The organism is Parageobacillus sp. KH3-4 (genome assembly GCF_022846435.1).
Taxonomy (GTDB): domain Bacteria; phylum Bacillota; class Bacilli; order Bacillales; family Anoxybacillaceae; genus Parageobacillus; species Parageobacillus thermoglucosidasius_A.
In genome coordinates this window covers 2839826-2862464 of the sequence record NZ_AP025627.1, presented here as the reverse complement: position 1 = coordinate 2862464, position 22639 = coordinate 2839826, and the positions used below count along the sequence as shown (strand labels likewise).

Below are 22639 nucleotides of genomic sequence, written 5' to 3'. Positions count from 1 at the left end.
AGTTTTTTACGGCCTGTGCGATGTAACAACAAGGTGCAGCACACCTGTTTTTGGAAATTCGCCTGGCTTTTCTTCTTCCATTCTCGGAGGATATCTTTTTCTTAAAATCATTGCCTTCTTTTTTCGTCCGTCAATGGTCGGCAATGATAGCTTTGTTTTAATATGAAGGACGGGAAGGAAAGAGAGGGAAACGTCTCTATTTTTTTTGCATGTGCGATAACGCAAGTGCCCCGACTAAAATGGCCCCTTTAATAATATCTTGCGCGTAATATGGGACATTCATCATCGTTAGTCCGTTAAGAAGGACCCCCATTAAAATGGAGCCGAACAGCGTGCCGATGACGTTCGGTTTTCCTGCCCCAAACACGGAAAAGCCAATATAAGCGGCAGCGACGCCATCCATTAAAAACGAAGCTCCTGCTGATACTTGTCCTGTTCCGATGCGGGAAGCAAGGACAATCCCGCCGAGCGCGGCAAAAAATCCGCTGATCACGTACGCATATGTGCGATAGCGGTTGACAGGGATTCCCGAAAGCCGCGCTGCTTCTCGATTCTCTCCCGTCATATAAAACAATCTTCCCGGTTTGGTATATGCTAAAAATAAATGAGCAGCAACGACGACCACTAGCATTAATAAAACAGAAAACGGGATGCCGAATACTTCCCCTTGCCCGATAAATAAAAAGGAAGGAATGAATTTGCCCGGCGCTGTTCCTCCGTCTGGAAGCGGCATATCGTTGTAAATGGAAAATCCTTTCGTATACGTCAGCTGCACGCCGTTAATCGCATACATCGTCGCCAGTGTAGCCAATAAATCCGGCAATTTTAATTTCACGATTAATAACGAGTTTAATAAGCCGACGGCGACTCCCAGCAAAAGCGGAACAAGCAATGTCACAAGAATTTCTTGGCGGTATAATACGAGCGCTGCGGCGCTGGCGATCGTTGCTAGGCTGACGGTCGAACCGACGGATAAATCAAACCCATCCACAATAAGCGAAAATGTGATGCCAATGGCGACGAGTGTGACGATGGAAATAGACCGTAAAATATCGCTGAAATTTTCGTACGTGAAAAAACGGTCAAGAGTAATACCAAAATAAGCAATGACAACAAGAATGGCAAGCAGTGTACCATGCTTATATAAAAATTCAAGAAGAGATGGTGCTTGCTTTTTCTTGGTGATCGAAACGGCTGGTTGTGCCATCCAAATCCCCTCCGTTGCAGTAATAGATTAATTGTTCATATGTGATATCACGAGCGGAAACACGTTTGACAAGTTGCCCGTCCACCATGATATAAATCGTATCAGCAATCTCGAGCAGTTCTTGAAATTCGCTTGTTAAATATAAAAGCGCTTTTCCTTCATCGGCGAGGGAGCGGATGATCGAAAATACTTCTTGTTTCGCATTGACATCAATCCCTTTTGTCGGTTCGTCAAAAATGAATACATGAGCGTTTGTCTTTAACCATTTGCCAATGACGACTTTTTGCTGGTTGCCGCCGCTTAACTGTTTGACAACCGCTTGCGGAAAAGGCGGATGAATTCGCAACGCATCCACTAACCGTTGCGCAACTTCTGTTTCTTTCTTCCGCAACACCCATTGCCATTTTGTTAATGATGATAATAGTTGAACCGTAAGATTCGTACGGACCGTTTCATTTAAGAAAAGCCCTTGTTTTCTCCGTTCTTCCGGAATAAGGCAAATTCCGGCCGCAATCGCTTCTTTTGGTGAGGAAAACGTATAACGCTGTCCATCGATCCACCATTCTCCCGCCGTTTTTGCATGGGCGATTAAACTTTCGGCGAGTTCGGTTTTCCCTGCTCCGGCAAGTCCGGCAATGCCGACGATCTCCCCTTTATGAATTTGCAAATCGACCGTTGTGCCTGTTTTCGCGATGCGCAGCTGTTTCACTTTAAAAAGAATGTCGTCACTGTATGTGCGCGCTTCTTTTTGCACGGTTGCATAGGCGCGTCCAACCATATATTGAATCATTTCTTCTAGTGAAAGGGTGGAAACGTCGCCATGGTGGACGACGTTTCCGTCACGCAAAATGGTGACGCGGTCGCAAATCTCTTTTACCTCTTTCAATTTGTGAGAAATATAAATGAACGAAACTCCTTGCGCTTTTAAATCGTTGATAATCGTAAACAGCCGCTTTGTTTCCGTTTCGCTGAGCGCGGCGGTCGGCTCATCTAAAATAATGTATCGGGCCGATGAGGAAAGCACTTTTGCTAAAACGATGAGCTGTTTTTCATGCAAGGTGCATTCGCGAATAAGCTTGTTCGGCGAAATCGACAGACCGACTTGGCGCAAAAGCTCTGCGGCCCGCTGTTTTTGCTGTTTCCATGAAAGGAGAGGTTTTTGTTTTGCATCAGCGATGTCATCAGCGGCAATATTTTCATAGACGGTCAGCGATGGAAACAAGGCGGTATCGACTTCTTGAACAACTAATCCAATGCCTGCTTTTTTCGCATCAGCAGGAGAAGAAAATCGGCGCTCTTCTCCGTCTATTGTAATCGTACCTTTGTCTGGAAAAAGGGCTCCAGCGAGAATTTTCATCAATGTGCTTTTCCCAGCTCCATTCATCCCTAAAAGGGCGTGAACTTCTCCTTTTCGCACATGGAGATTCACGCCGTTTAATACGTTTACCGCGCCAAACGATTTATAAATATTGTTCATGTAAAGTCCGTTCATTTGTTTTTCACCTGTGCTTCCAATGTTTTCATCCAAGGGGAAATGGCAACATTAGATTGCCCCCAGCCAGAAATGTATTGATGAAGGTCTTTCATCGATACTTGTTGGTTAGGCAAATCGGATCGTTTGACTAAATGCGGTTCTAATGAATAAATGTTTGGCGTTTTCTCACCAGCAATTTTTTGATAAGCAAAGCGAACTTGAACGCGTCCGACTTCGGCTGGGTCCGTCGCCGTTGTAGCGACCCAAGGGCTATTTGGTTTTTGCATCAATTGCAAATCTTCATCGCTTAAATCGATTCCATATACTTTAATCTCATTGCGTCCTGCCTGCTCGATCGCACGCGTTGCGCCTTTGGCAAATTCATCCCAAGTCGCGAAAACAGCGTCAATATCGCCTTTATTCGGATATTTTTTCAAAATCGCTTCCATTTGCGTTTGTGTGTCTAAAGCAGTATTGGCGCTGGCTGTACCGAATTTCGCCACTTCTTTGATGTTCGGATAGCGTTTTTTAAACGCATCGTAAATCACGTGGCGCCGTTCCATCGGTGTAAATCCGCCAACCCAAATGGTGACGATGTTTCCTTCACCGTTTAAGTCTTCGGCCAACGTTTTTAACGTCTTCCAGGCAAGGCTGTAGTCATCTTGGTCAATCACTGTTACGCCCGGGATGTTTAAATCATTGTCGAATGCAACAACCGGAATGCCTTTGGCGACTGCCTTTTTCACCGGACCTTCCAACGCATCCGCGCGCCCGTGATCCAACAGAATTGCATCGACGTTTTGCGTAATTGCTGTTTCGACATAGGAAGCCATTTTCGTCAAATCGTTATCCGCATTGTAAATTTGCACTTCGCCGCCAAATTTCTGCACTTGTTCTTTTACGCCAGCGATATACTGAGAAGAAAACGTGCCGATCGACATTTGCATAATGGCGGCAATTTTTATCGGTTTCTTTAATTTTTCAGGGATATCTGCCTGTTCGGTTGGTGCTGCTGTTGTTTTGCTTGTTTTCTCGGCTGCGCCATTTTCTTGTTTGGCTGGTTTCGGACTGACGGCATCTTGTTCGTTCATGCAGCCGCTAAGGATGACGAGAACGGAAAAAAGCAGTGCAAATAAATAGTGAAGTCTAAATTGCTTCATGGTGTTCCTCCCTTTGCGAATAGTGCTGGCAGCTCTGTTTCATAGTTGCCGCGGATGATCCCTTTTTCAGTAATAATGGCCGTGATGAGATCATGCGGCGTTACATCGAACGCTGGATTATAAACGTTTACGCCTTCTGGAGCGATTCGCGTTCCGGCGATATGCGTCACTTCCTCTGGATTGCGTTCCTCGATCGGAATATCTTCCCCTGTTTTTGTCGCTAAATCGATCGTTGATAATGGTGCGGCGACATAAAAAGGAATGTGGAATGCCTTAGCGAGCAGTGCCAGCCCCAAAGTGCCGATTTTATTGGCGGTATCGCCGTTGGCTGCAATGCGGTCGGCGCCGACAATGACAGCGGTAATGTTTTTCGCTTTGATCGTCTGTGCCGCCATATTGTCGGTGATAAGCGTCACGTCTACGCCGGCTTGCATTAGTTCCCACGTTGTCAATCTGGCCCCTTGCAGGACAGGGCGTGTTTCCGATGCATAAACATGAAGATTTACCCCTTTTTCTTTCGCCAAATAAAATGGAGCGAGCGCAGTGCCATAGCGGGCGGTTGCGATCGAGCCGGCATTGCAAATGGTTAAAATGCGGTCGCCGTTTTGAAATAAGGAAAGCGCGTGCTCTCCAATGCGTCGGCATACGTCTTCATCTTCAATTTGGATGCGGATCGCTTCATGGATGAGCGTCGTTTTTGCTTCATTCACAGAGGAAGAATGGGCGATGCTGGAAACGAGCCGGTCTAACGCCCAAAACAAGTTCACCGCCGTTGGTCGGGAGCTTGCCAAGTAGTCGCGGTCCTTTAGCAATTGCTCTTTAAACGTTTCCAGTGATTCTGTTTCATATCGTTGTGCAGCAAGAGCGAGGCCGTAAGCAGCCGTAATGCCGATCGCAGGTGCGCCGCGCACCTTTAACGTGGCGATTGCCTCCCATACATCCTCGATGTCTTTTAACTGTAAATATTCCGTTACTAATGGTAGTTTTTGTTGGTTTAAAATCGTGATATGAGTATCGTTCCACTCTACAGAACGCGGAATTGCGAAAGGTTCTGCCATATCGTTCTTCCTTTCATTACGTTAATTCGTTGTGGTTAACGCTGCTTGCGCGAAAAGAGAGCGAATCTCTTTTGTGGTAGACAATGTTTCACGCTGCAAAATGAGACTTCTGCCAAGGCGAAGGGCATGGCGTTTTGCTTGTAAGCGATCTTCTTTATCTTCAATGCCGTCAAGGTCGGCAACATGCGCCAAGCCGATCGTGCGGCGGATGACTTCACATCCAGCAAAGCCGATGGCATCGATAAACACATGGTGCAGCACGTCTTCCAATAATCCTTCCGTTTTAGCGTATGGCTCTACATTATGGGTGTGCCAAAGGTCGGAAAAGACGTTCACAAACACATTCCAAGCTTTGTCGATATGAGCGAATAGCGGCTCTTGTTGTTGCTCCGGGCGGGACAGAGCGTTTAATAGCAAGTTTGCGAAAAATTGCCCGATATCAAAGCCGAATGGGCCATAAAACGCAAACTCTGGATCAATGATTTTCGTTTCTTCATCGCTGGCAAAAATGCTGCCGGTATGCAGGTCTCCGTGGATGAGCGCGTCTCCTTCGGTTAAAAACTTGCGCTTTAATTTGGCGACTTCCAAGTGGAGCTTATCATCGTTCCAAAGCGCTTCTACGTCGTTGCGCAGCTCATCTTCAAAATTGTTCGTCTCATGATCAAAGAACGGATCGGTAAAGACAAGATCCTCGGTGATTTTGCATAGTTCCGGATTCACAAAGCTTTGTGCCAATTGTTTTTTTTCTTGTTGATTCATGCCAAAGTCGGAAGTGTAAAATAACGTTTTTGCGATAAACTCTCCGATATGTTGCGATAGAAGCGGATACGTTTTTCCTTCAATCAATCCTTTGCGGGCGATTTGCAAATGAGACAAATCTTCCATCACGGTAATGGCTAAAGATTCATCGGAATAGTATACTTTTGGCACGTATTGTGGCACGTAGCTCGCAAATGTGCGCAACGCATTGCTTTCAATAACAGCGCGTTTTAATGTGAGCGGCCAGCTTTCACCGACTACTTTTGCGTACGGGAGCGCTTGTTTTATGATAATTCCTTTCTTTGCATGCTGATCGACAACGCGGAAAACAAGATTTAAGTTGCCGTCGCCAATTTCGCGGCAGGCAAGCGGTGTTCCTTCCGGAAAGAGCCCAAGGCGGACTGCAAGAGCAATTGCTCCTTGTTCCGTTAATGGTTCATAAACCGTTGGATGAGAAACTGGCATAATGTAAAACTCCTCCTTCATGTAAATTAAAAAGCCTCTTTCTGCGTAGAAAGAGGCTTGAAGATTCCGTATCTTCGCACCTCTTATCTTTCAGAAAGAACGAGTCTTTCTGTTGGACTTAGCACCGTGCCCTGCGGAAGTAACGAACTTCCGGCGCCAAAAAGTGCGCCCTATCTCACGATAGTATTACGGTCGGTTGCTGGGCTTCATTGGGCCAATTCCCTCAGCCAACTCTTGATAAGAGTATGCCGCTATATTCATTTTGTAATTTTCGCTATGTTAGCAATTTTTGATGTTTTTATGCTTGATACGAATCATACATGGTTATGAAACGGTTTGTCAACACTTTTTTGCAAATTTTTTTCGGCGGCGATGTAATCAGCTATGCGGCGGTCCGCAAAAATCGGGATTTGTTTTCGCGCTTCGTTTACTTTTGCAAGGTCGATTTGCGCCGTTAATGTACAAGGTTGTTCGCTTGCTTCCACGACGATTTCCCCCCATGGATCAATCACCAGCGAATGGCCGGCAAAGACGTTGTTTGGATCGCTCCCAGCGCGGTTGCACGCGATGACGTAGCATTGATTTTCAATCGCGCGCGCTGCAAGCAGCGTGCGCCAATGGGAAAGGCGGGGAAGCGGCCATTCGGCGACGACAAATAACACTTCCGCCCCTTGGACCATATGGGCGCGGACCCATTCCGGAAAGCGGATGTCATAACAAATGACGCCAGCACATTGAGTGTTTTCTAATGTGAATAATCCCATTTTTTCCCCTGATTGCAAGTAAAGATGTTCATTCATCAGCTGGAATAAATGGAGTTTGCTATATTCGCCAACGATGGCGCCGTTTCGGTCGGCGACGTACATCGTATTAGTGACGCCATTTGCAGTTTTTTTAGCAACAGATCCAGCAACGATATTGACATGATGTGTTTTCGCTAATTTCTGAATGAACGCTTTTGTGCGTGCACCGCCCTCATCGGCAATTTCATCAAGGCGGGTTAAATCATAACCGGTCGTCCATAATTCAGGAAGAACGATAATATCTGGACGATCTTTTGCAATTTTTTCTATCTCTTTTTCCACGCGCTGTTCGTTTTCTGCGGGATTGCCAAAGGCGATATCCAGCTGAAGACATGCAATTTTTATTATCATCGAAATTCACCTCGAAAAAATTTACTTTACATTTTGATTTTTACGATATATGATTTTTCACTAGAATTTCAAGAAATTTTTGAGAAGGTGTTCATGATGAAACAGTTTCCTCCATCCGAGTTACTGCAGAGCCTGCCAAAGCAGTTTTTTGCTTCGCTTGTCGATAAAGTCGCGAAAAAAATGGCGGAGGGGCATGACGTGATCAATTTAGGGCAAGGCAATCCCGATCAGCCGACTCCTCCGCATATCGTTGCGGCGATGCAAAAGGCGGTGGCGAACCCAAAATATCACAAATATTCGCCGTTTCAAGGATATTCCTTCTTGAAACGCGCGGTTGCCGCGTTTTATGAGCGCGAATACGGCGTTACTGTTGACCCGGAAAAAGAAGTAGCGATTTTGTTTGGCGGGAAGGCAGGGCTTGTCGAGATTCCGCAATGTCTAGTTAATCCGGGGGATATTGTGCTCGTGCCTGACCCGGGATATCCGGATTATTGGTCGGGGATTGCGCTCGCGCGTGCGGAAATGGTGATGATGCCGTTGCGTGCGGAAAATCAGTTTTTGCCCGATTATGATGAAATTCCGGCAAGTATCGCGGAAAAAGCAAAAATGATGTTTTTAAACTATCCGAATAACCCGACTGGGGCGATTGCTTCGCAGGAATTTTTTGAAGAAACGGTGTCGTTTGCCGCCAAACACGGAATTTGCGTCGTTCATGATTTTGCATACGGTGCGATCGGCTTTGACGGAAGAAAACCGGTTAGCTTTCTCCAAGCAGAGGGGGCAAAAGAAATTGGCGTGGAAATTTATACGTTCTCCAAAACATATAATATGGCGGGCTGGCGAGTGGCATTTGCCGTTGGAAATGAAAGCGTGATTGCGGCGATTAATTTGCTGCAAGATCATTTATATGTGAGCTTGTTCGGCGCCATTCAAGAAGCGGCAGCGACCGCCCTTCTTTCCTCGCAGCGTTGCGTCGAGGAGCTTGTCGCCTTGTATGAATCGCGGCGCAATACGCTCATTGACGCGTTGCGGCGAATCGGCTGGGATGTCACTGCCCCAAAAGGTTCGTTTTTTGCGTGGCTGCCGGTACCGAACGGCTGGACATCGGAACGTTTTTCCGATTATTTGCTAGAAAAAGCGCATGTCGTTGTCGCGCCGGGAATCGGGTTCGGCGAGCATGGGGAAGGATATGTGCGCGTAGGATTATTAACAAGTGAAGCCCGCTTGCAAGAAGCGGCGGAACGGATTGCGCAGCTTGGTCTTTTTTAATAAAATGCAAAAAAATGATTGACAGCGTAAAAAAATACTGCCATAATTCAAATTAAATTTGCGAGAGCGAATAGTTCGAAAGTTTGAAAAGTGAATATGATATTGCAGACATTCTTATCAAGAGCAGGCGGAGGGACAAGCCCAATGAAGCCCGGCAACCGGCTTAACAACGGTTAAGCACGGTGCTAATTCTTGCAGCGGAAACGCTGGGAGATAAGAAGAGTGTGAATAATCAAAGCCTCTTCTTATGAAGAGGTTTTTTTGATGGATGAACAGAAAGAGGGATGACGATGAGTCAAGTGATTGCCACATATCTGATTCACGATGAAAAAGATATCAAGAAAAAGGCGGAAGGAATTGCGCTCGGTTTAACGGTCGGCACGTGGACCGATTTGCCGCAGCTTGAACGCGAGCAATTGCGCAAACATAAAGGTGAAGTCGCGAATATACAAGTGCTGGAAGAAAGTGAACGAGTAAACCGCTACTTTGGAAAACGGCTGAAGCGAGCGATCGTGCAAATCGCTTATCCAACGGCCAATTTCAGCGCTGACATTCCGGCGCTTTTAACAACGGTGTTTGGCAAACTGTCTTTGGACGGAGAAGTAAGATTGCTAGATGTAACGTTTTCCGATGAATGGAAGAAGCAGTTTCCCGGCCCTCGTTTTGGCATCGATGAGATTCGGCAAAAAGTTAATGTATATGATCGCCCGCTTTTGATGAGCATTTTTAAAGGTGTCATCGGCCGCGATATCGTTTATTTAACTGAACAGCTGAAGCAGCAGGCGCTTGGCGGGGTCGACCTTGTCAAAGATGATGAAATCTTATTTGACAGCGATTTGCTGCCGTTTGAAAAGCGGATTACGGCAGGAAAAGCGGTGTTAAACGAAGTATACGAGAAGACGGGGAAACGGACGTTATATGCGGTAAATTTGACTGGAAAAACGTTCGAGTTGAAAGAAAAAGCGAAACGCGCGGTGGAACTGGGCGCCGACGTATTGCTGTTCAACGTATTTGCCTACGGTTTGGATGTGCTCCAAGGATTGCGCGAAGATAAGGAAATTGCGATTCCGATCATGGCGCATCCGGCGTTTAGCGGGGCGCTTACCCCATCGGAGTTTTACGGAATAAAAGCATCTTTGCTGCTTGGTAAATTGCTTCGCCTTGCTGGCGCAGATTTTGTGCTTTTCCCGTCGCCGTACGGAAGCGTTGCCCTTGATAAAGAAGAGGCGCTTGGTATTGCCGCGGAGCTGACGGACGAGACGGAACCGTTTAAACGGTCGTTTCCGGTTCCATCGGCGGGCATTCATCCAGGACTTGTGCCATTATTGTTCCGCGATTTTGGCATAGATAGCATCGTCAATGCGGGCGGCGGCATACATGGCCATCCAGACGGAGCGGAAGGCGGCGGCAAAGCGTTTCGCGCTGCGATCGATGCCGTTCTCGCCGGAAAATCACTTCATGAAGCAGCGCGCGAAAATGACGCATTGCAAAAAGCGATTGACTTATGGGGAGCAATAGAGGTGACATCATGACAAAGCCAATCATATTTTGCGATTTTGATGGGACGATTACAGACACTGACAACATTGTCGCGATTATGAAACGGTTTGCGCCGCCGGAATGGGAAGCGTTAAAAGATGATATATTAGCACAGCGCATCTCGGTGCAAGAAGGGGTTGGCGCGATGTTTTCCCTTCTACCATCAAGTTGGAAGGAAGACATTACCGATTTCGTTTTGCAAAACGCCCGCATCCGCGACGGTTTTCGCGAATTCGTCGCGTTTACGAAGGAGCGTGATATTCCGCTATATGTCGTCAGCGGCGGCATCGACTTTTTTGTCTATCCGCTTTTAGAAGGGATCGTCGAAAAAGAACGCATCTTCTGCAATGGCGCTGATTTCAGCGGAGAAACGATCCGCATCACGTGGCCGCATTCATGCGATAACGAGTGCCAAAACGGCTGCGGCTGCTGCAAGCCGTCGCTGCTGCGAAAATTGAGAAAGCCTGATTCCTTCCATATTGTCATCGGCGATTCGATCACCGATTTAGCGGTGGCGAAACTGGCGGATCATGTGATCGCCCGCGATTTCCTGCTGCAAAAATGCCAAGAATTAGATATCCCGCATACGCCGTTTGCGACATTTTTCGATGTCATTCATTTTCTGGAGACGATGGAGGTGAAAGCATGAGTTTGCTCGCAAAAAGCATGAGTTTGCTCGCAAAAAGATGGAAAGAGCTTGCCGAAGTAAAGGCGGAATTGGCGGCGCGAGACTGGTTTTTTGCCACAAGCGGCAACTTGTCCATCAAGGTAACCGATGACCCTCTCACTTTTTTAGTGACGGCAAGCGGCAAAGATAAGCGAAAGCAAACCGATGAAGATTTTTTGCTTGTCGACGCTTCCGGGAATCCGGTGGAAAAAACGCATTTAAAGCCGTCCGCCGAAACGCTTTTACATGTGGAAATTTATAATAAAACGAACGCGGGCTGCAGCCTCCACGTCCATACGATCGACAATAACGTCATTTCTGAATTGTATGGAGATGACGGAGAAGTTGCATTTTCCGGCCAGGAGATTATTAAAGCATTTGGGCTTTGGGAAGAAGATGCGGTCATCCGCATTCCGATTATTCGAAACTACGCGCATATTCCGACGCTTGCGAAAGAATTTGCCAAGCATGTAAACGGTGACGCCGGGGCGGTATTGATCCGCAACCACGGCATTACCGTATGGGGAAAGGACGCGTTTGAAGCGAAAAAGTTTTTGGAAGCGTGGGAGTTTTTGTTTAGCTATCGTGTGAAACTGCTGCTTCTTAAGGGAGCAAAGGCATTTGCTTAACCTTTTCTAATATAAAAAATACCATTTAAGGAGGATGAAACAATGCCGGTAATTCGTTTTCATGAAACAAATGAAAGAATTACAGATTTTGAGAAAGTAGTAAAATTTTTGGATGAGCAAGGAGTTATTTATGAAAAGTGGGATATTAACAAACTTCCAGAGCATTTGCGCGAAAAATATTTGCTTACCGATGAGGAGAAAAACGAAATTTTAGAAACGTACAAAGAAGAAATTGCCGATATTTCTGCACGTCGCGGCTACAAAGCGCAAGACGTCATTTCTTTGTCGGAAGATACGCCGAATTTGGATCAGCTTTTGGAAAACTTTAAACGCGAACATCACCATACCGATGACGAAGTTCGCTTTATCGTAAGCGGCCACGGCGTTTTCGCAATTCAAGGAAAAGATGGAAAATTTTTTGATGTCGAACTGGAGCCGGGCGATCTTATTTCCGTTCCTGAAAAAACGCGTCATTATTTTACGCTGCAAGAAGACCGCCGCGTTGTTGCGATTCGCATTTTTGTTACGACAGAAGGATGGGTGCCGATTTACGAAAAAGAAGGAGTCAACGCTCAATAAATGGCTATCCCCTCTTTTCCTCTAAGGAAAGAGGGGTTTTTTTTATGATGATAACGAGATTCGCAGTTAACAGAATACGATTTTTGCCGCTGTTCCGACGAAAGTTTGTGATGAACATCCATGCGCGCACCAAAAGTAATACTTAAAATGATTCTACTAAAAAAATCATAAACAATATTCCGACAATAAAGGAATATGTGGACGTGCGCTCATTTCCATCCCCGTGGCTTTCCGGAATGAGCTCTTTGTAAATAATAAACAACATCGCCCCCGCAGCAAACGCAAGGCCGTATGGAACGAGCTGACGAAAGATGGACGTTAAATAAAACCCAAGCAGTGATGTCACGATTTCAACCGCGCCCGTAAGCGTAGCGATCATAAACGACTTCCATCTTCCAATCTGTTGATGAATTAAAAAAAGAGCGACTAAAAATCCTTCCGGAGCGTTTTGCAATCCGATGGCTAGTGCGATCAAATTGCCTGTTTCCGACACGTTGGAAGCATAGCTGACCCCAACCGACAGCCCTTCGGGAATGTTATGCAAAGTAATTGCCGCAATGATGAGCATCGCCTTTTCGTCAAACTGAATTCCTTTTTTCGTATGTTCTAAATCAATATGGGGAACAGTCATTTCCAAAATGGTTAGAATAAGGACGCCAAAAAATAACCCGATCGTTAAAGCGGAAAAACCGCCTGCCTGCAATGCTTCAGGAATTAAACTCATCATGGAAGCCGCCATCATAATTCCAGCCGAAAACGCCAGCAATATGTCTCGCCATCGGTGGGTAATCGATTTTGCCAAAAATAAAATAGGAACCGCACCTAATCCGGTTGATAATGCGGAAAGTATGCTGCCGATTAATACTTGTTTCATCCAATCCTCCTTTTCTGTAATTTTTACAATATGAGTTTCCCAACAAAAGGTGATAAACGCCCAAGCAATAAAAATAATTATTCATAAATAACTATAATATATAAACAAAAATCACAAACAGCAAGCATCCTATAAAATAGATCGTGGGGCGGAGCGCTTATTCAAAAAATATTGCACTGCATTTGATATTTAAAGTATAATGCAAGTAAGAATTAGCTTAAGCAGAAGTGTCAGGGCGCAAATGTGTTTATCAGCGCGGCTTGATGTTGCGTTCTTTTCACTTTTTTATCCAAAATTTCCTAAGCTTAATTTGTAAAGATGTTGACAATGGTTTTGATATTCAACGAACAAAAGGGTTTGATTGTGGATGACGAAGGAGAAAGACATTGAACAATCCTTAAAATTGTTTATCGTGTTATCAAGAGCATATCGGGCTGTCAACGATCAAGTGAACAAGTCGATTCAATCGTTTGGCGTGAATCCGACGGAGTTTGCGGTCTTAGAATTGCTTTACCATAAAGGTGACCAGCCGCTGCAGCAAATTGGCGAAAAAATTTTGCTCGCCAGCGGCAGCATTACGTATGTAGTGGACAAATTGGAGCAAAAGGGGCTCATTGTGCGAAAGGCGTGCGAAAAAGATCGCCGTGTCACATATGCTTCGATTACAGAAAAAGGAAAATCGTTCATTGAGGAAGTTTTTCCGCGGCACGCACAAACGATTCATGAAACGGTCGCCGGTTTGACAGCCGAGGAAAAAGACAATGCGATCGATTTATTAAAAAAATTAGGATATGGCGCAAAGCGGAAATCATAAGGGGCTGACAAAAACGATTATTCGTTTCTGCCAGCCCTTTATTCATTGCGGTTTAAGAAAGCGATGGAAAGTAAACAGGCGATGTTTTCCTATGGCACCTATAAGTATTTTTCAAACCAGCCGACAATATGATTCAGCCGTTCGAGGCGGAGTGTCGGTGGACCGCTGCGGGACAGATCGTGGTTCGCTTCTGGAAAGCGGACAAGTTTTGTTTCCCGCTTTAAATGTTTCAGGGCAATAAACAGCTGTTCCGCTTGTTCAATCGGACAGCGATAATCTTTTTCGCTATGGAGAATTAATAACGGAGTCCGAATGTTGTTCACATACTTCAACGGAGAGTGGCGCCAAAGCCGCTCCGGATTTTCCCACACGTTGCAACCGACTTCCCATTCCGTAAAGAAATAGCCGATGTCGCTCACTCCATAGAAACTGAGCCAATTGGAAATAGACCGCTGCGTCACTGCAGCTTTAAATCGGTCCGTATGCCCAACGATCCAGTTTGTCATAAAGCCGCCATAGCTTCCGCCTGTAACGCCGAGGCGAGTTTCATCAATGAAATCAAAATGGGCAAGCGCGTATTCGACACCGCTCATAATATCTTCATAGTCCATTCCGCCATAATCACCGCGTACGGCATTGACAAATGTTTGGCCATAGCCGTGGCTACCGCGCGGATTCGTAAACAACACCGCATATCCTTTTGCCGCAAGCACTTGCATTTCATGGAAAAAGGTAAAGCCGTACATCGCATGCGGTCCGCCGTGAATCTCTACAATCATCGGCACTTTTTGCCCCTCTTCAAGATGAGGAGGCTTCATCAGCCACCCTTGAATGTTCCAGCCATCGCGGGACGGGTACGAGAACGCTTCAGGCTTAGAAAAGGCAAGCTCCTTTTCCAACTCCTCATTGGCGTTTGTCAGCTTGTCACGTCTTCCGTCGCGAAGAGAAACGGCATATAAGTCGCCAATATGGGTCGGATCGCTAATGGCCGCCACCGCCATGTGATTATGGGGATGAATAGTTAATCCGTATAAATGGAAATCACCGATGACTGCAGGGGTAATCGTTCCGTCTAGCGCTACATGATAAAGGTTGACGCGTCCTCGTTCGGAAGCAAGAAAATACAGGCCGTTTCCTTCTTTATCCCAAATGAGTCCGGGACTTGGGGCGCCAGAATGCATGTCCCCCACCATCGCGTCACCGACATGCACATCCCAATTGGCGGTCAGCGTCCGTTTTTCCCCGCTGGAAACGTCGAAAGTCCAAACCCGGTTTAATGTGGCGCCTAAATATTCGAGTTCATGTCCAATCGCTGCGAGCATTTTTCCATCCGGGGACCAAGATAGCGAAGTGAAAAGCCCGTTTCCATCTGTGATTTTTGTCGTTTTTCCGCTGTCAATATCAAGAAGAAATATATCGCGTGTAAACGTGAAATCAGGATCCTCGCTCCGGTTGGCGGCAAAAGCGACTGTTTTGCCGTCAGGGGATATCGCAAATGAGACGATTTCGTCATCGCCGTCGGTCAATGCTTGGATTTCTCCTGTTTCCGCATCGATGCGGATGAGCACATCTTGTTTGTCATCGCGAAATCCTGCTGCATCGGATTTGTATTGCAAACGCTCTACAATAAGCGGTGTCAGCTCTCGTTTTTCTTTCTCATTTTTGTTTTTCTCCTCGCGTTCTTTAAGCGATTCTTCCTTGCCGAGAGAAGTGAGAGCTATGAGAAACCGCCCATTTGGCGACCAACGCAGCTGGCGCACTCCGTTTTTTAAGAAGGTTAATTGGTTCGCTTCCCCGCCGTCTGCCGGCAGGAGCCAAACTTGCGTTTTTCCGGATCGGTTGGAAAGAAACGCGATGGTTTTTCCATCCGGGGACCAACGCGGAAAAGCGTCTTTTCTTTTTCCAAACGTCCATTGTTTCACGCTGCCATCTGCTAATGACAAAAGAAAAAGGTGGGAGCGATATTCCCGCTCGTTATCAATCGTTTTTTGCACAAAGATGATTTTCTCGCCATCTGGAGAGAATTGAGGGTCGCTCACAAAGCAGATGCGGAAAAGATCTTCGGCAACGATGCCGCGCGTTGTTTTTTTCTTTGCTTGATGTACAGCCATGCAAGCCACTTCCTTCATCAAAAATGTTCTCGGTCATTATTTCGATACGCGAGTTATGTTTTCCTTCTGAAATGTGGAGAAAAGCAAAAACGAACGCTTGGTTCCCAAGCGTTCGCTTCTTAATTACGCCGATATTTTTTGTTTTTCCTCTGATTGCCGTGATGCTTTTTTCACTTGCGGGTAGAAGATGATGCCGCTGAGAAGCAGCACGACGCCAAGCATAAACGTTTTTAGGTCCGCGGTTCCGGAGATGATGACCCAAATGGAATAGACTGTTGCAAGAGCGGCGATCACCCCGTCAATGATGCGGTCGCGTGAAGCGTGTTGATACGTTTCGCCGGTCAGCGTCAGTTTTAATTGGAAAACAGAGGCGATAAAATATGGAACGAGATACGCCAATGTCGCGATGTAAATGACAAAGTCAAACGCCGCTGACATCGAATTGGAAATGGTCGAAAAAATAAAAATTTGTGCCAACCCGTTGGAAAGCAATAAAGAAAAGCTGGGTACTTCTTTTTTGTTTTCTTTTAAAAAAGCTCGGATAAACAGCCCCTGTTTTGCTGCTTGGTACGGCACTTCCGCGCTTAATAATACCCAACCGAGCGTGGAGCCGAGCAAGCTGATCAATCCGAGTCCGGCTAGAACGTAGCCGCCGCTTGGTCCTAAAATCGCGACAATCGCGTCGACAAGCGGTTTTTCTGATTGAATAAGTTCTTTTTGCGGCAATATGCCCATGACGAGCACGCTAATACCGATGTAAATCGCGAGAGCAATAAGCAAACCGAGAATGGTTGCGCGCTTTACGTCCGCTTGTTTCCGCGCCCGTGAAGCAAAAACAATTGCCGATTCTACGCCGACAAACGCCCATAATGTCGATACAGCCGCATTATTGACTTGACCTAACAATCCGATTGAATGTCCGGCATCATCATAGCGGGGCGCGACCAACGAACCGATCGTGCTTTTTTCAAACGCAAATAAAGCGATAACAATAAACAAGAAAAATCCGAGCACTTTCGCTGCGGTAGCGACGAAATTTAGCTTGCCCGCGTCTTCAATGCCGTGCAAAATGATGAAATGCATTCCCCAAAGCAGCGCTGTGCAAACGAGAAACGTCAACAAGTTCCCCAGCTTGACATCAAGGGAGCCGATGACAAATAGCGTTTGTTTGCTCGTTAAAACAGGGAAAAACGTCGATAAATAGCTAGTAAGCGTCGTAATAATTGCGACATTGCCGGCAAAGTTGCCGATCCAATATCCCCATGAGGACATAAAGCCAGATAAAATCGCCGCGTTCGATCCTTTAGGAAATAGTTCTTTTGCATAAATTTGCGGTCCGCCGTTTAATTCCGGTTTGCGAATCGCCAAATTACCGAAGACGAGCGCAGTCATTAATACCCCGGCGCCCGTGAGCAGCCACGCCAAAATTACGCCGAGCGGGCTTGCCGCTTCCGCGAGCGAGCGCGGCAGCATAAAAATTCCCGATCCTACCATATTGCCAACGACAAGCGCCGTTAATAGCCATAATCCGAGTTTTTGCTGTTGCACTGTTAGTAGCTCCTTCCTTATGATGCATCGTTTTATCTGCTTTTCACCAAAAAAATACACCCAAAAGTTCGCAACGGGTGCTCCGAAACATCCGCATTCGACCTCCATCGATAGCGTCTCATCGGTGGCAACGATGGCGGTCTTGCATCTGTTTAAATAAAGGCACAGTTTGCGGTGTCACATGAACATATTGAAACTCATTAACTTCTTTGTCTCGCTTGTTTTCATTTCAGTTGTTCATCGATCCTTACTCCATTTAGGTGGAAGTAAAAGAAAAAATATTCAATTAGCGTTATTATTATACGTTTTTCGACAAAGTTCGTCAACAATCTTTCGGCATAGAAAAAAGGATTTTCCGTGCAAAAATGGAATATAATCTAAGATAAGGAAAACGAGAGAAAAGGAAGGGATTGCATTGAAATTTTCCGAGTTTCGTTATGAACGACCAAATATCGAGAAGTTAAAAGCATCATTTCAACTGGCACTACAATCGTTTCAAAAAGCAAGCAATGCGGAAGAACAGAACGAGGCGATGAAGGAAATCAACCGGCTTCGCAACGATTTCAGCACGATGGCAAATATTTGTTATATTCGTCATACCGTTGATACGAATGATGAGTTTTATAAACAGGAACAAGACTTTTTCGATGAAGTCGAGCCGATTGTCAAAGGGCTTGTAAACGATTATTACCGGGCGCTTGTTTCCTCTCCGTTCCGCCCGCAGCTTGAAGAAAAATGGGGAAAACAGTTGTTTGCGCTCGCCGAGACGGAATTAAAAACGTATTCTCCGGACGTTGTCGAAGATTTACAGCTAGAAAATAAGCTGACAAGCGAATATACGAAATTGGTCGCTTCGGCAAAAATTTTCTTTGAAGGAGAGGAACGGACGTTAGCGCAGCTGCAGCCGTTCGTCGAATCACCGGACCGCGAGATGCGCAAGCGGGCGAGTGAGGCCCGCTTCGCATTTTTCCAAGAGCATGAAGAAAAGTTTGATGAGATTTACGATCAGCTCGTGAAAGTGCGCACTGCCATCGCGCAAAAGCTTGGATTTAAAAACTTCGTGGAACTTGGCTATGCCCGCTTAGGCAGAACGGATTATAACGCCGAGATGGTTGCGAAATTCCGCAAGCAAGTCGAAAAGCATATCGTTCCGATTGCCGTCAAGCTCCGTGAGCGGCAGCGGAAGCGCATCGGTGTCGAGAAGCTGAAATATTATGATGAAGCATTTGTTTTTCCAACAGGGAACCCAACGCCAAAAGGGGACGCAAACTGGATTATCGAAAACGGGAAAAAAATGTACGAAGAGCTGTCGCCGGAAACGGGCGAGTTTTTCCGATATATGACGGAAAATGAACTGATGGACCTCGTTGCGAAAAAAGGAAAAGCAAGCGGCGGCTATTGCACTTATATCCAAAATTATAAAGCACCGTTTATTTTCTCGAACTTTACCGGCACCTCCGGAGACGTCGACGTGCTTACCCATGAAGCGGGGCACGCGTTTCAAGTTTACGAAAGCCGCCATTACGAAATTCCGGAATATAACTGGCCGACTTTGGAGGCGTGCGAAATTCATTCGATGAGCATGGAGTTTTTCACATGGCCGTGGATGAAGTTATTCTTTCAAGAAGATGCAGAAAAATATAAGTTTTATCATTTAAGCGATGCCTTGTTGTTTTTGCCGTATGGCGTAGCGGTGGACGAATTTCAGCACTTCGTGTACGAAAATCCGAACGCGACGCCGGCGGAACGGAAACAGGCATGGCGGGCAATCGAACGAAAATATATGCCGATAAGAGACTACGATGGCAACGATTATTTAGAACGCGGCGGCTTTTGGCAGCGGCAAAGCCATATTTACACGACGGCGTTTTATTATATTGACTACACATTGGCGCAAATTTGCGCATTCCAGTTTTGGAAACGTTCGCGTGAAAACTATCAAGAAGCTTGGAACGATTATTTGACGTTATGCCGTCAAGGCGGAAGCAAGCCATTTACCGAATTAATCCGCGCCGCCAAGCTTATTTCGCCGTTTGAAGACGGCTGCGTTCAATCGGTAGTCGGCGAGATCGAACAATGGCTTGATCAAGTCGACGACCGGAACTTATAACGAATGGGGATAAGGAAGAAATCAGGATGGCTTCTTCCTTGTCCTCTTAAAATATTGGAGAAAAATATAGAGAGTTCGTTCATATCTATAAAAAGGACGAAATAAAAGATATTCTTATGGCTTCTGATAAAATACAATGGGGGGAGGAAGAGGAGTGAATGTTCGCAAAGCAACGCTCGCAGATGCACATGCCATCGCCGTCGTACATGTCGAAAGCTGGAAAACAACGTACGAAGGAATCGTGCCCGCGGAGTATTTGGCACAATTAAACGTAAGCGAAAAAGCACAGCTTTGGCGGCGTGGATTAAACCAGCCGAAACATTCGATTTTTGTCGTTGAAGAAGATGGAAGCGTATGCGGGTTTATTTCCGGTGGAAGAAATCGTGCTGCACAAGGAAAAGAAGCGGAGTATGAAGGGGAAATATACTCCATCTATTTATTGAAAGAGGCACAAGGGAAAGGATATGGAACAAAGCTTGTCGCAGCGCTGATGGATGATTTTCGACGCCAAGGGATTCGTTCGATGGTCGTGTGGGTGCTTGCCGATAATCCGTCGCGCCGCTTTTACGAGCGGCTGGGGGGTAAGAAAATCGCCGAGAAGGTTGTGGATATCGGCGGGAAAAAGCTGCAAGAATGGTGCTACGGGTGGAAAAGCGTCGCATCTTTCGCATAAATAAGCTGCCTAGGAGCAGGGCAGCTTTAAAAAAATTGTTTAATGAGTGATTACTCACTTTAAAATATGATCAATATCGTGTAAAATATAAGTGAGTAATCACTCATTATAAAGGGGGAAAGTTTATGTCAGAGAAGCCGTGTATTTGTCTAGAACATGTGTCAAAACGATTTGGGAAAAAGACGGTTATTGAAGATGTATCGCTTGACGTACACAAAGGAGAAATTTTCGGATTGCTTGGACCTTCCGGAGCGGGGAAAACGACGATTGTCAAAATGATCGCTGGCATTGACGAAGCCACGAGTGGAACGATTCGTGTATTAAATCAAAAAATGCCTGATTTACACGTAATGCAACGCATCGGTTTTATGGCGCAGTCTGATGCCTTATACGGGGAATTAACGGCATTTGAGAACATGCAGTTTTTCGCTTCGATCTATGGGTTAAAAGGAAAAAAGCAAAGAGAACGCATTTATGACGTGATGAATCTTGTCAATCTGACAGACCATATCAAAAAGCCTGTCCATCAATATTCTGGAGGGATGAAACGGCGGTTGTCGCTAGCGATATCTTTGCTGCATGAACCGGAGGTACTGCTTTTAGATGAGCCGACGGTTGGCATTGATCCTGTGCTTCGCCAAGCCATTTGGGAGGAACTAGAGAGAATCCGCCAAAATGGAACGACGATTGTCGTAACGACCCATGTCATGGATGAAGCGGAAAAATGCCAGCGCCTCGCCATGATTCGCGATGGCCGCCTCATCGCGGTCGGCAGTCCGGAAAAGTTAAAAAAAGAGACAAATTCCGAAACGATCGAGCAAGCCTTTTTATATTTTGGAGGTGCAAGAGGATGAGAGTTCGCGCCATCGTTGTTCGTATCATTCGCCAGTTTTTCCGCGATAAACGCACGCTTGCGTTAATGATTGTGGCGCCGATGTTTGTATTATTGTTAATGAACCTTGTGTTTAATGGCGAGGAATATAAACCAACAATTGCTGTTAGTAAAAAAACCCCAGACGTTGTGGTAGAAAAGTTAGCGAAATACGATGCTGATGTCAAAGAGCTTACGAAAGCAACGGCCCGCAAACAGCTAGAAAAACAACAAATTGACGCGTTTATTGAAATGGATGAAGGAGCACCGGAAATTACGTTAGAAGGAAGCGATCCGACTGTTAATAAAGCGGTACTGATGACTGTACAAAAAGCGCTTCAAGAATTAGCTCCACCAACACGAACATTGCAATGGAAGACAACGTACTTGCATGGGTCAGAAGACATGGCGCTATTTGATAATTTCGGTCCTGTGTTAATTGGCTTTTTCGTTTTCTTTTTCGTTTTTTTAATCGCTGGTGTTTCGTTCCTGCGCGAGCGTACAAGCGGAACGCTTGAACGATTGCTTTCGACGCCGCTAAAGCGCTGGGAGATCGTGGCTGGCTACATTATTGGATTTGGATTATTTACGACATTGCAGGCGAGCTTGATTGCTTGGTTTGCTGTTGATATTCTTGACATGATGATGGAAGGTTCTTTCGTATACGTGCTATTGATTACATTCTTATTGGCGATGACCGCTTTAACGTTAGGGATGTTGCTGTCTGCTTTTGCGAATAATGAACTGCAAATGATGCAATTTATCCCGCTGGTCGTCATCCCGCAAGTTTTCTTTTCCGGCTTGTTCAACTTAGATACGATGGCGGAATGGCTCCGGTCTTTAAGCGTGGTCATGCCGCTGACGTATGGAGCGGATGCGCTGCGGGAAGTCATGGTTCGCGGCAACGGTTGGAACGAAATCGCCAAAGACGTATATGTTTTACTTGGTTTTGCTATATTGTTTATGATATTCAATGTAGTAGCATTAAAAAAATATCGAAAATTGTAAGGAGTATAAAGAATGAACGAACAGCAGTGGCTGAAAGAACTATTGCAACGAAATGGGGAAGATGTGAAGCTTAGCGAGAAGCAAGTAAAAATTTTACAAGCGGCGATTGAAATGTTTGCGGAAAAAGGCTACGCCGCCACTTCGACAAGCGAAATCGCCAAGAAGGCAGGAGTGGCCGAAGGAACGATTTTTCGCCACTATAAAACAAAAAAGGATTTACTCTTGGCGATTGTCACTCCGACGCTGTTTAAATCCGTCGCCCCATTTTTAGCGAAAGAGTTTGTCAAAGAAGTGTTTGAAAGCCAGTATCAAAGCTATGAAGACTTCATCCGCGCTCTTTTGAAAAACCGCTATCAATTTGTGAAAAAATATTTGCCGGCGATCCGGGTGTTTTGGCAGGAAATCGCGTTTCATGAGGAAATTAAGGAACAATTTCAGCGCATTTTTACAGCACATGTATATCAAAAATTTAAGCGAATTGTGGAATATTTCCAAATGAAAGGAGAAATTGCCGCGATTCCCGTTGATTCGGTCATCCGCATGACGATCACAGCGATTGCCGGGTTTTTGCTGACGCGGTTTATCGTGTTGCCGGATTACGAATGGGATGACGAAGCGGAAATGGAAAGAACCGTTCAATGTTTAATGCGTGGATTAGCGAAAAAATAAA

At 45.7% G+C, this 22639-nt stretch carries 19 protein-coding genes, 1 pseudogene and 2 riboswitches; of the genes and pseudogenes, 11 read left to right on the top strand and 9 right to left on the bottom strand.

Annotated elements, in window-relative coordinates:
* Nucleotides 1-196 precede the first annotated feature (196 nt).
* From MWM02_RS14395 to MWM02_RS14370, 6 genes and pseudogenes are all read right to left on the bottom strand, one after another.
* Nucleotides 197-1207, bottom strand: coding sequence for an ABC transporter permease (locus MWM02_RS14395; RefSeq protein WP_244402282.1), 1011 nt, complete (start codon nt 1205-1207; stop codon nt 197-199).
* On the bottom strand, nt 1152-2699 hold the full coding sequence (locus MWM02_RS14390; RefSeq protein WP_244402281.1) for a sugar ABC transporter ATP-binding protein: 1548 nt from the start codon (nt 2697-2699) through the stop codon (nt 1152-1154). Before MWM02_RS14390 ends, MWM02_RS14395 begins: the two co-directional genes overlap by 56 nt.
* Entirely contained in the window at nt 2696-3841 is a 1146-nt protein-coding gene (locus tag MWM02_RS14385; protein WP_064551240.1) for a sugar ABC transporter substrate-binding protein, read from the bottom strand. Before MWM02_RS14385 ends, MWM02_RS14390 begins: the two co-directional genes overlap by 4 nt.
* A pseudogene (gene mtnA, locus MWM02_RS14380) lies at nt 3828-4899 on the bottom strand (S-methyl-5-thioribose-1-phosphate isomerase). Before mtnA ends, MWM02_RS14385 begins: the two are co-directional and overlap by 14 nt.
* A gap of 21 nt (nt 4900-4920) precedes the next feature.
* Entirely contained in the window at nt 4921-6123 is a 1203-nt protein-coding gene (mtnK, locus tag MWM02_RS14375; protein WP_244402280.1) for an S-methyl-5-thioribose kinase, read from the bottom strand.
* 80 nt (nt 6124-6203) lie between these two features.
* A riboswitch (SAM riboswitch) is annotated at nt 6204-6367 on the bottom strand.
* Nucleotides 6368-6437: 70 nt separating this feature from the next.
* Nucleotides 6438-7277 carry a carbon-nitrogen family hydrolase gene (locus MWM02_RS14370; RefSeq protein WP_244402279.1) on the bottom strand — a complete coding sequence of 280 codons (840 nt, stop codon included), beginning with the start codon at nt 7275-7277 and terminating at the stop codon, nt 6438-6440.
* A 96-nt stretch (nt 7278-7373) separates the two neighbouring features.
* On the opposite strand from MWM02_RS14370, the gene MWM02_RS14365 reads away from it, so the two are divergent.
* The 5 genes from MWM02_RS14365 (at nt 7374) to MWM02_RS14345 (ending at nt 11960) form a co-directional block, all read left to right on the top strand.
* Entirely contained in the window at nt 7374-8546 is a 1173-nt protein-coding gene (locus tag MWM02_RS14365) for a pyridoxal phosphate-dependent aminotransferase (RefSeq protein ID WP_064551236.1), read from the top strand.
* Between the two features lie 111 nt (nt 8547-8657).
* Nucleotides 8658-8766: riboswitch (SAM riboswitch) on the top strand.
* 70 nt (nt 8767-8836) lie between these two features.
* A complete protein-coding gene (gene mtnW / locus MWM02_RS14360; protein WP_244402278.1) occupies nt 8837-10078 on the top strand; it encodes a 2,3-diketo-5-methylthiopentyl-1-phosphate enolase in 1242 nt (413 codons plus the stop codon).
* Complete coding sequence (gene mtnX / locus MWM02_RS14355) at nt 10075-10734, top strand: 2-hydroxy-3-keto-5-methylthiopentenyl-1-phosphate phosphatase (protein ID WP_064551234.1); 660 nt, start codon at nt 10075-10077, stop codon at nt 10732-10734. Before mtnW ends, mtnX begins: the two co-directional genes overlap by 4 nt.
* A 17-nt stretch (nt 10735-10751) precedes the next feature.
* Nucleotides 10752-11381: a methylthioribulose 1-phosphate dehydratase gene (locus tag MWM02_RS14350; RefSeq protein ID WP_244403628.1), complete on the top strand. Its 630-nt coding sequence runs from the start codon at nt 10752-10754 to the stop codon at nt 11379-11381.
* 42 nt (nt 11382-11423) lie between these two features.
* Complete coding sequence (locus MWM02_RS14345) at nt 11424-11960, top strand: 1,2-dihydroxy-3-keto-5-methylthiopentene dioxygenase (RefSeq protein WP_244402277.1); 537 nt, start codon at nt 11424-11426, stop codon at nt 11958-11960.
* A 142-nt stretch (nt 11961-12102) separates the two neighbouring features.
* On the opposite strand, the gene MWM02_RS14340 is transcribed toward MWM02_RS14345, so the two are convergent.
* Nucleotides 12103-12834, bottom strand: a complete 732-nt coding sequence (locus MWM02_RS14340; RefSeq protein ID WP_064551231.1) for a ZIP family metal transporter — start codon at nt 12832-12834, stop codon at nt 12103-12105.
* 367 nt (nt 12835-13201) lie between these two features.
* Here MWM02_RS14340 and MWM02_RS14335 point away from each other — a divergent pair, with 367 nt between their 5' ends.
* Nucleotides 13202-13648 carry a MarR family winged helix-turn-helix transcriptional regulator gene (locus tag MWM02_RS14335; RefSeq protein WP_064551230.1) on the top strand — a complete coding sequence of 149 codons (447 nt, stop codon included), beginning with the start codon at nt 13202-13204 and terminating at the stop codon, nt 13646-13648.
* Between the two features lie 98 nt (nt 13649-13746).
* Here the strand turns inward: MWM02_RS14335 and MWM02_RS14330 are convergent, their stop codons facing one another.
* Nucleotides 13747-15759 (bottom strand): S9 family peptidase, encoded by a 2013-nt coding sequence (locus tag MWM02_RS14330; RefSeq protein WP_244402276.1) that lies wholly within the window; start codon nt 15757-15759, stop codon nt 13747-13749.
* Nucleotides 15760-15882: 123 nt separating this feature from the next.
* On the bottom strand, nt 15883-17307 hold the full coding sequence (locus tag MWM02_RS14325; protein WP_064551228.1) for an amino acid permease: 1425 nt from the start codon (nt 17305-17307) through the stop codon (nt 15883-15885).
* Between the two features lie 415 nt (nt 17308-17722).
* Between MWM02_RS14325 and MWM02_RS14320 the strand changes: the two genes are divergently transcribed.
* From MWM02_RS14320 to MWM02_RS14300, 5 genes are all read left to right on the top strand, one after another.
* Nucleotides 17723-19417: a M3 family oligoendopeptidase gene (locus tag MWM02_RS14320; protein ID WP_064551227.1), complete on the top strand. Its 1695-nt coding sequence runs from the start codon at nt 17723-17725 to the stop codon at nt 19415-19417.
* A 154-nt stretch (nt 19418-19571) separates the two neighbouring features.
* On the top strand, nt 19572-20090 hold the full coding sequence (locus MWM02_RS14315) for a GNAT family N-acetyltransferase (RefSeq protein ID WP_232509534.1): 519 nt from the start codon (nt 19572-19574) through the stop codon (nt 20088-20090).
* Nucleotides 20091-20215: 125 nt separating this feature from the next.
* Nucleotides 20216-20944, top strand: a complete 729-nt coding sequence (locus tag MWM02_RS14310; RefSeq protein ID WP_064551225.1) for an ABC transporter ATP-binding protein — start codon at nt 20216-20218, stop codon at nt 20942-20944.
* Complete coding sequence (locus tag MWM02_RS14305; RefSeq protein ID WP_064551224.1) at nt 20941-21969, top strand: ABC transporter permease; 1029 nt, start codon at nt 20941-20943, stop codon at nt 21967-21969. The genes MWM02_RS14310 and MWM02_RS14305 overlap by 4 nt, the downstream gene beginning before the upstream one ends.
* A gap of 12 nt (nt 21970-21981) precedes the next feature.
* A complete protein-coding gene (locus tag MWM02_RS14300; protein ID WP_064551223.1) occupies nt 21982-22638 on the top strand; it encodes a TetR/AcrR family transcriptional regulator in 657 nt (218 codons plus the stop codon).
* Nucleotide 22639: the final 1 nt, after the last annotated feature.

Coding starts and splice junctions, on each gene's coding strand:
- MWM02_RS14395 (WP_244402282.1), bottom strand. CDS start 1,207: ATGGCACAACCAGCCGTTTCGATCACCAAGAAAAAGCAAGCACCATCT.
- MWM02_RS14390 (WP_244402281.1), bottom strand. CDS start 2,699: ATGAACGGACTTTACATGAACAATATTTATAAATCGTTTGGCGCGGTA.
- MWM02_RS14385 (WP_064551240.1), bottom strand. CDS start 3,841: ATGAAGCAATTTAGACTTCACTATTTATTTGCACTGCTTTTTTCCGTT.
- mtnK (WP_244402280.1), bottom strand. CDS start 6,123: ATGCCAGTTTCTCATCCAACGGTTTATGAACCATTAACGGAACAAGGA.
- MWM02_RS14370 (WP_244402279.1), bottom strand. CDS start 7,277: ATGATAATAAAAATTGCATGTCTTCAGCTGGATATCGCCTTTGGCAAT.
- MWM02_RS14365 (WP_064551236.1), top strand. CDS start 7,374: ATGAAACAGTTTCCTCCATCCGAGTTACTGCAGAGCCTGCCAAAGCAG.
- mtnW (WP_244402278.1), top strand. CDS start 8,837: ATGAGTCAAGTGATTGCCACATATCTGATTCACGATGAAAAAGATATC.
- mtnX (WP_064551234.1), top strand. CDS start 10,075: ATGACAAAGCCAATCATATTTTGCGATTTTGATGGGACGATTACAGAC.
- MWM02_RS14350 (WP_244403628.1), top strand. CDS start 10,752: ATGAGTTTGCTCGCAAAAAGATGGAAAGAGCTTGCCGAAGTAAAGGCG.
- MWM02_RS14345 (WP_244402277.1), top strand. CDS start 11,424: ATGCCGGTAATTCGTTTTCATGAAACAAATGAAAGAATTACAGATTTT.
- MWM02_RS14340 (WP_064551231.1), bottom strand. CDS start 12,834: ATGAAACAAGTATTAATCGGCAGCATACTTTCCGCATTATCAACCGGA.
- MWM02_RS14335 (WP_064551230.1), top strand. CDS start 13,202: ATGACGAAGGAGAAAGACATTGAACAATCCTTAAAATTGTTTATCGTG.
- MWM02_RS14330 (WP_244402276.1), bottom strand. CDS start 15,759: ATGGCTGTACATCAAGCAAAGAAAAAAACAACGCGCGGCATCGTTGCC.
- MWM02_RS14310 (WP_064551225.1), top strand. CDS start 20,216: ATGTCAGAGAAGCCGTGTATTTGTCTAGAACATGTGTCAAAACGATTT.
- MWM02_RS14305 (WP_064551224.1), top strand. CDS start 20,941: ATGAGAGTTCGCGCCATCGTTGTTCGTATCATTCGCCAGTTTTTCCGC.
- MWM02_RS14300 (WP_064551223.1), top strand. CDS start 21,982: ATGAACGAACAGCAGTGGCTGAAAGAACTATTGCAACGAAATGGGGAA.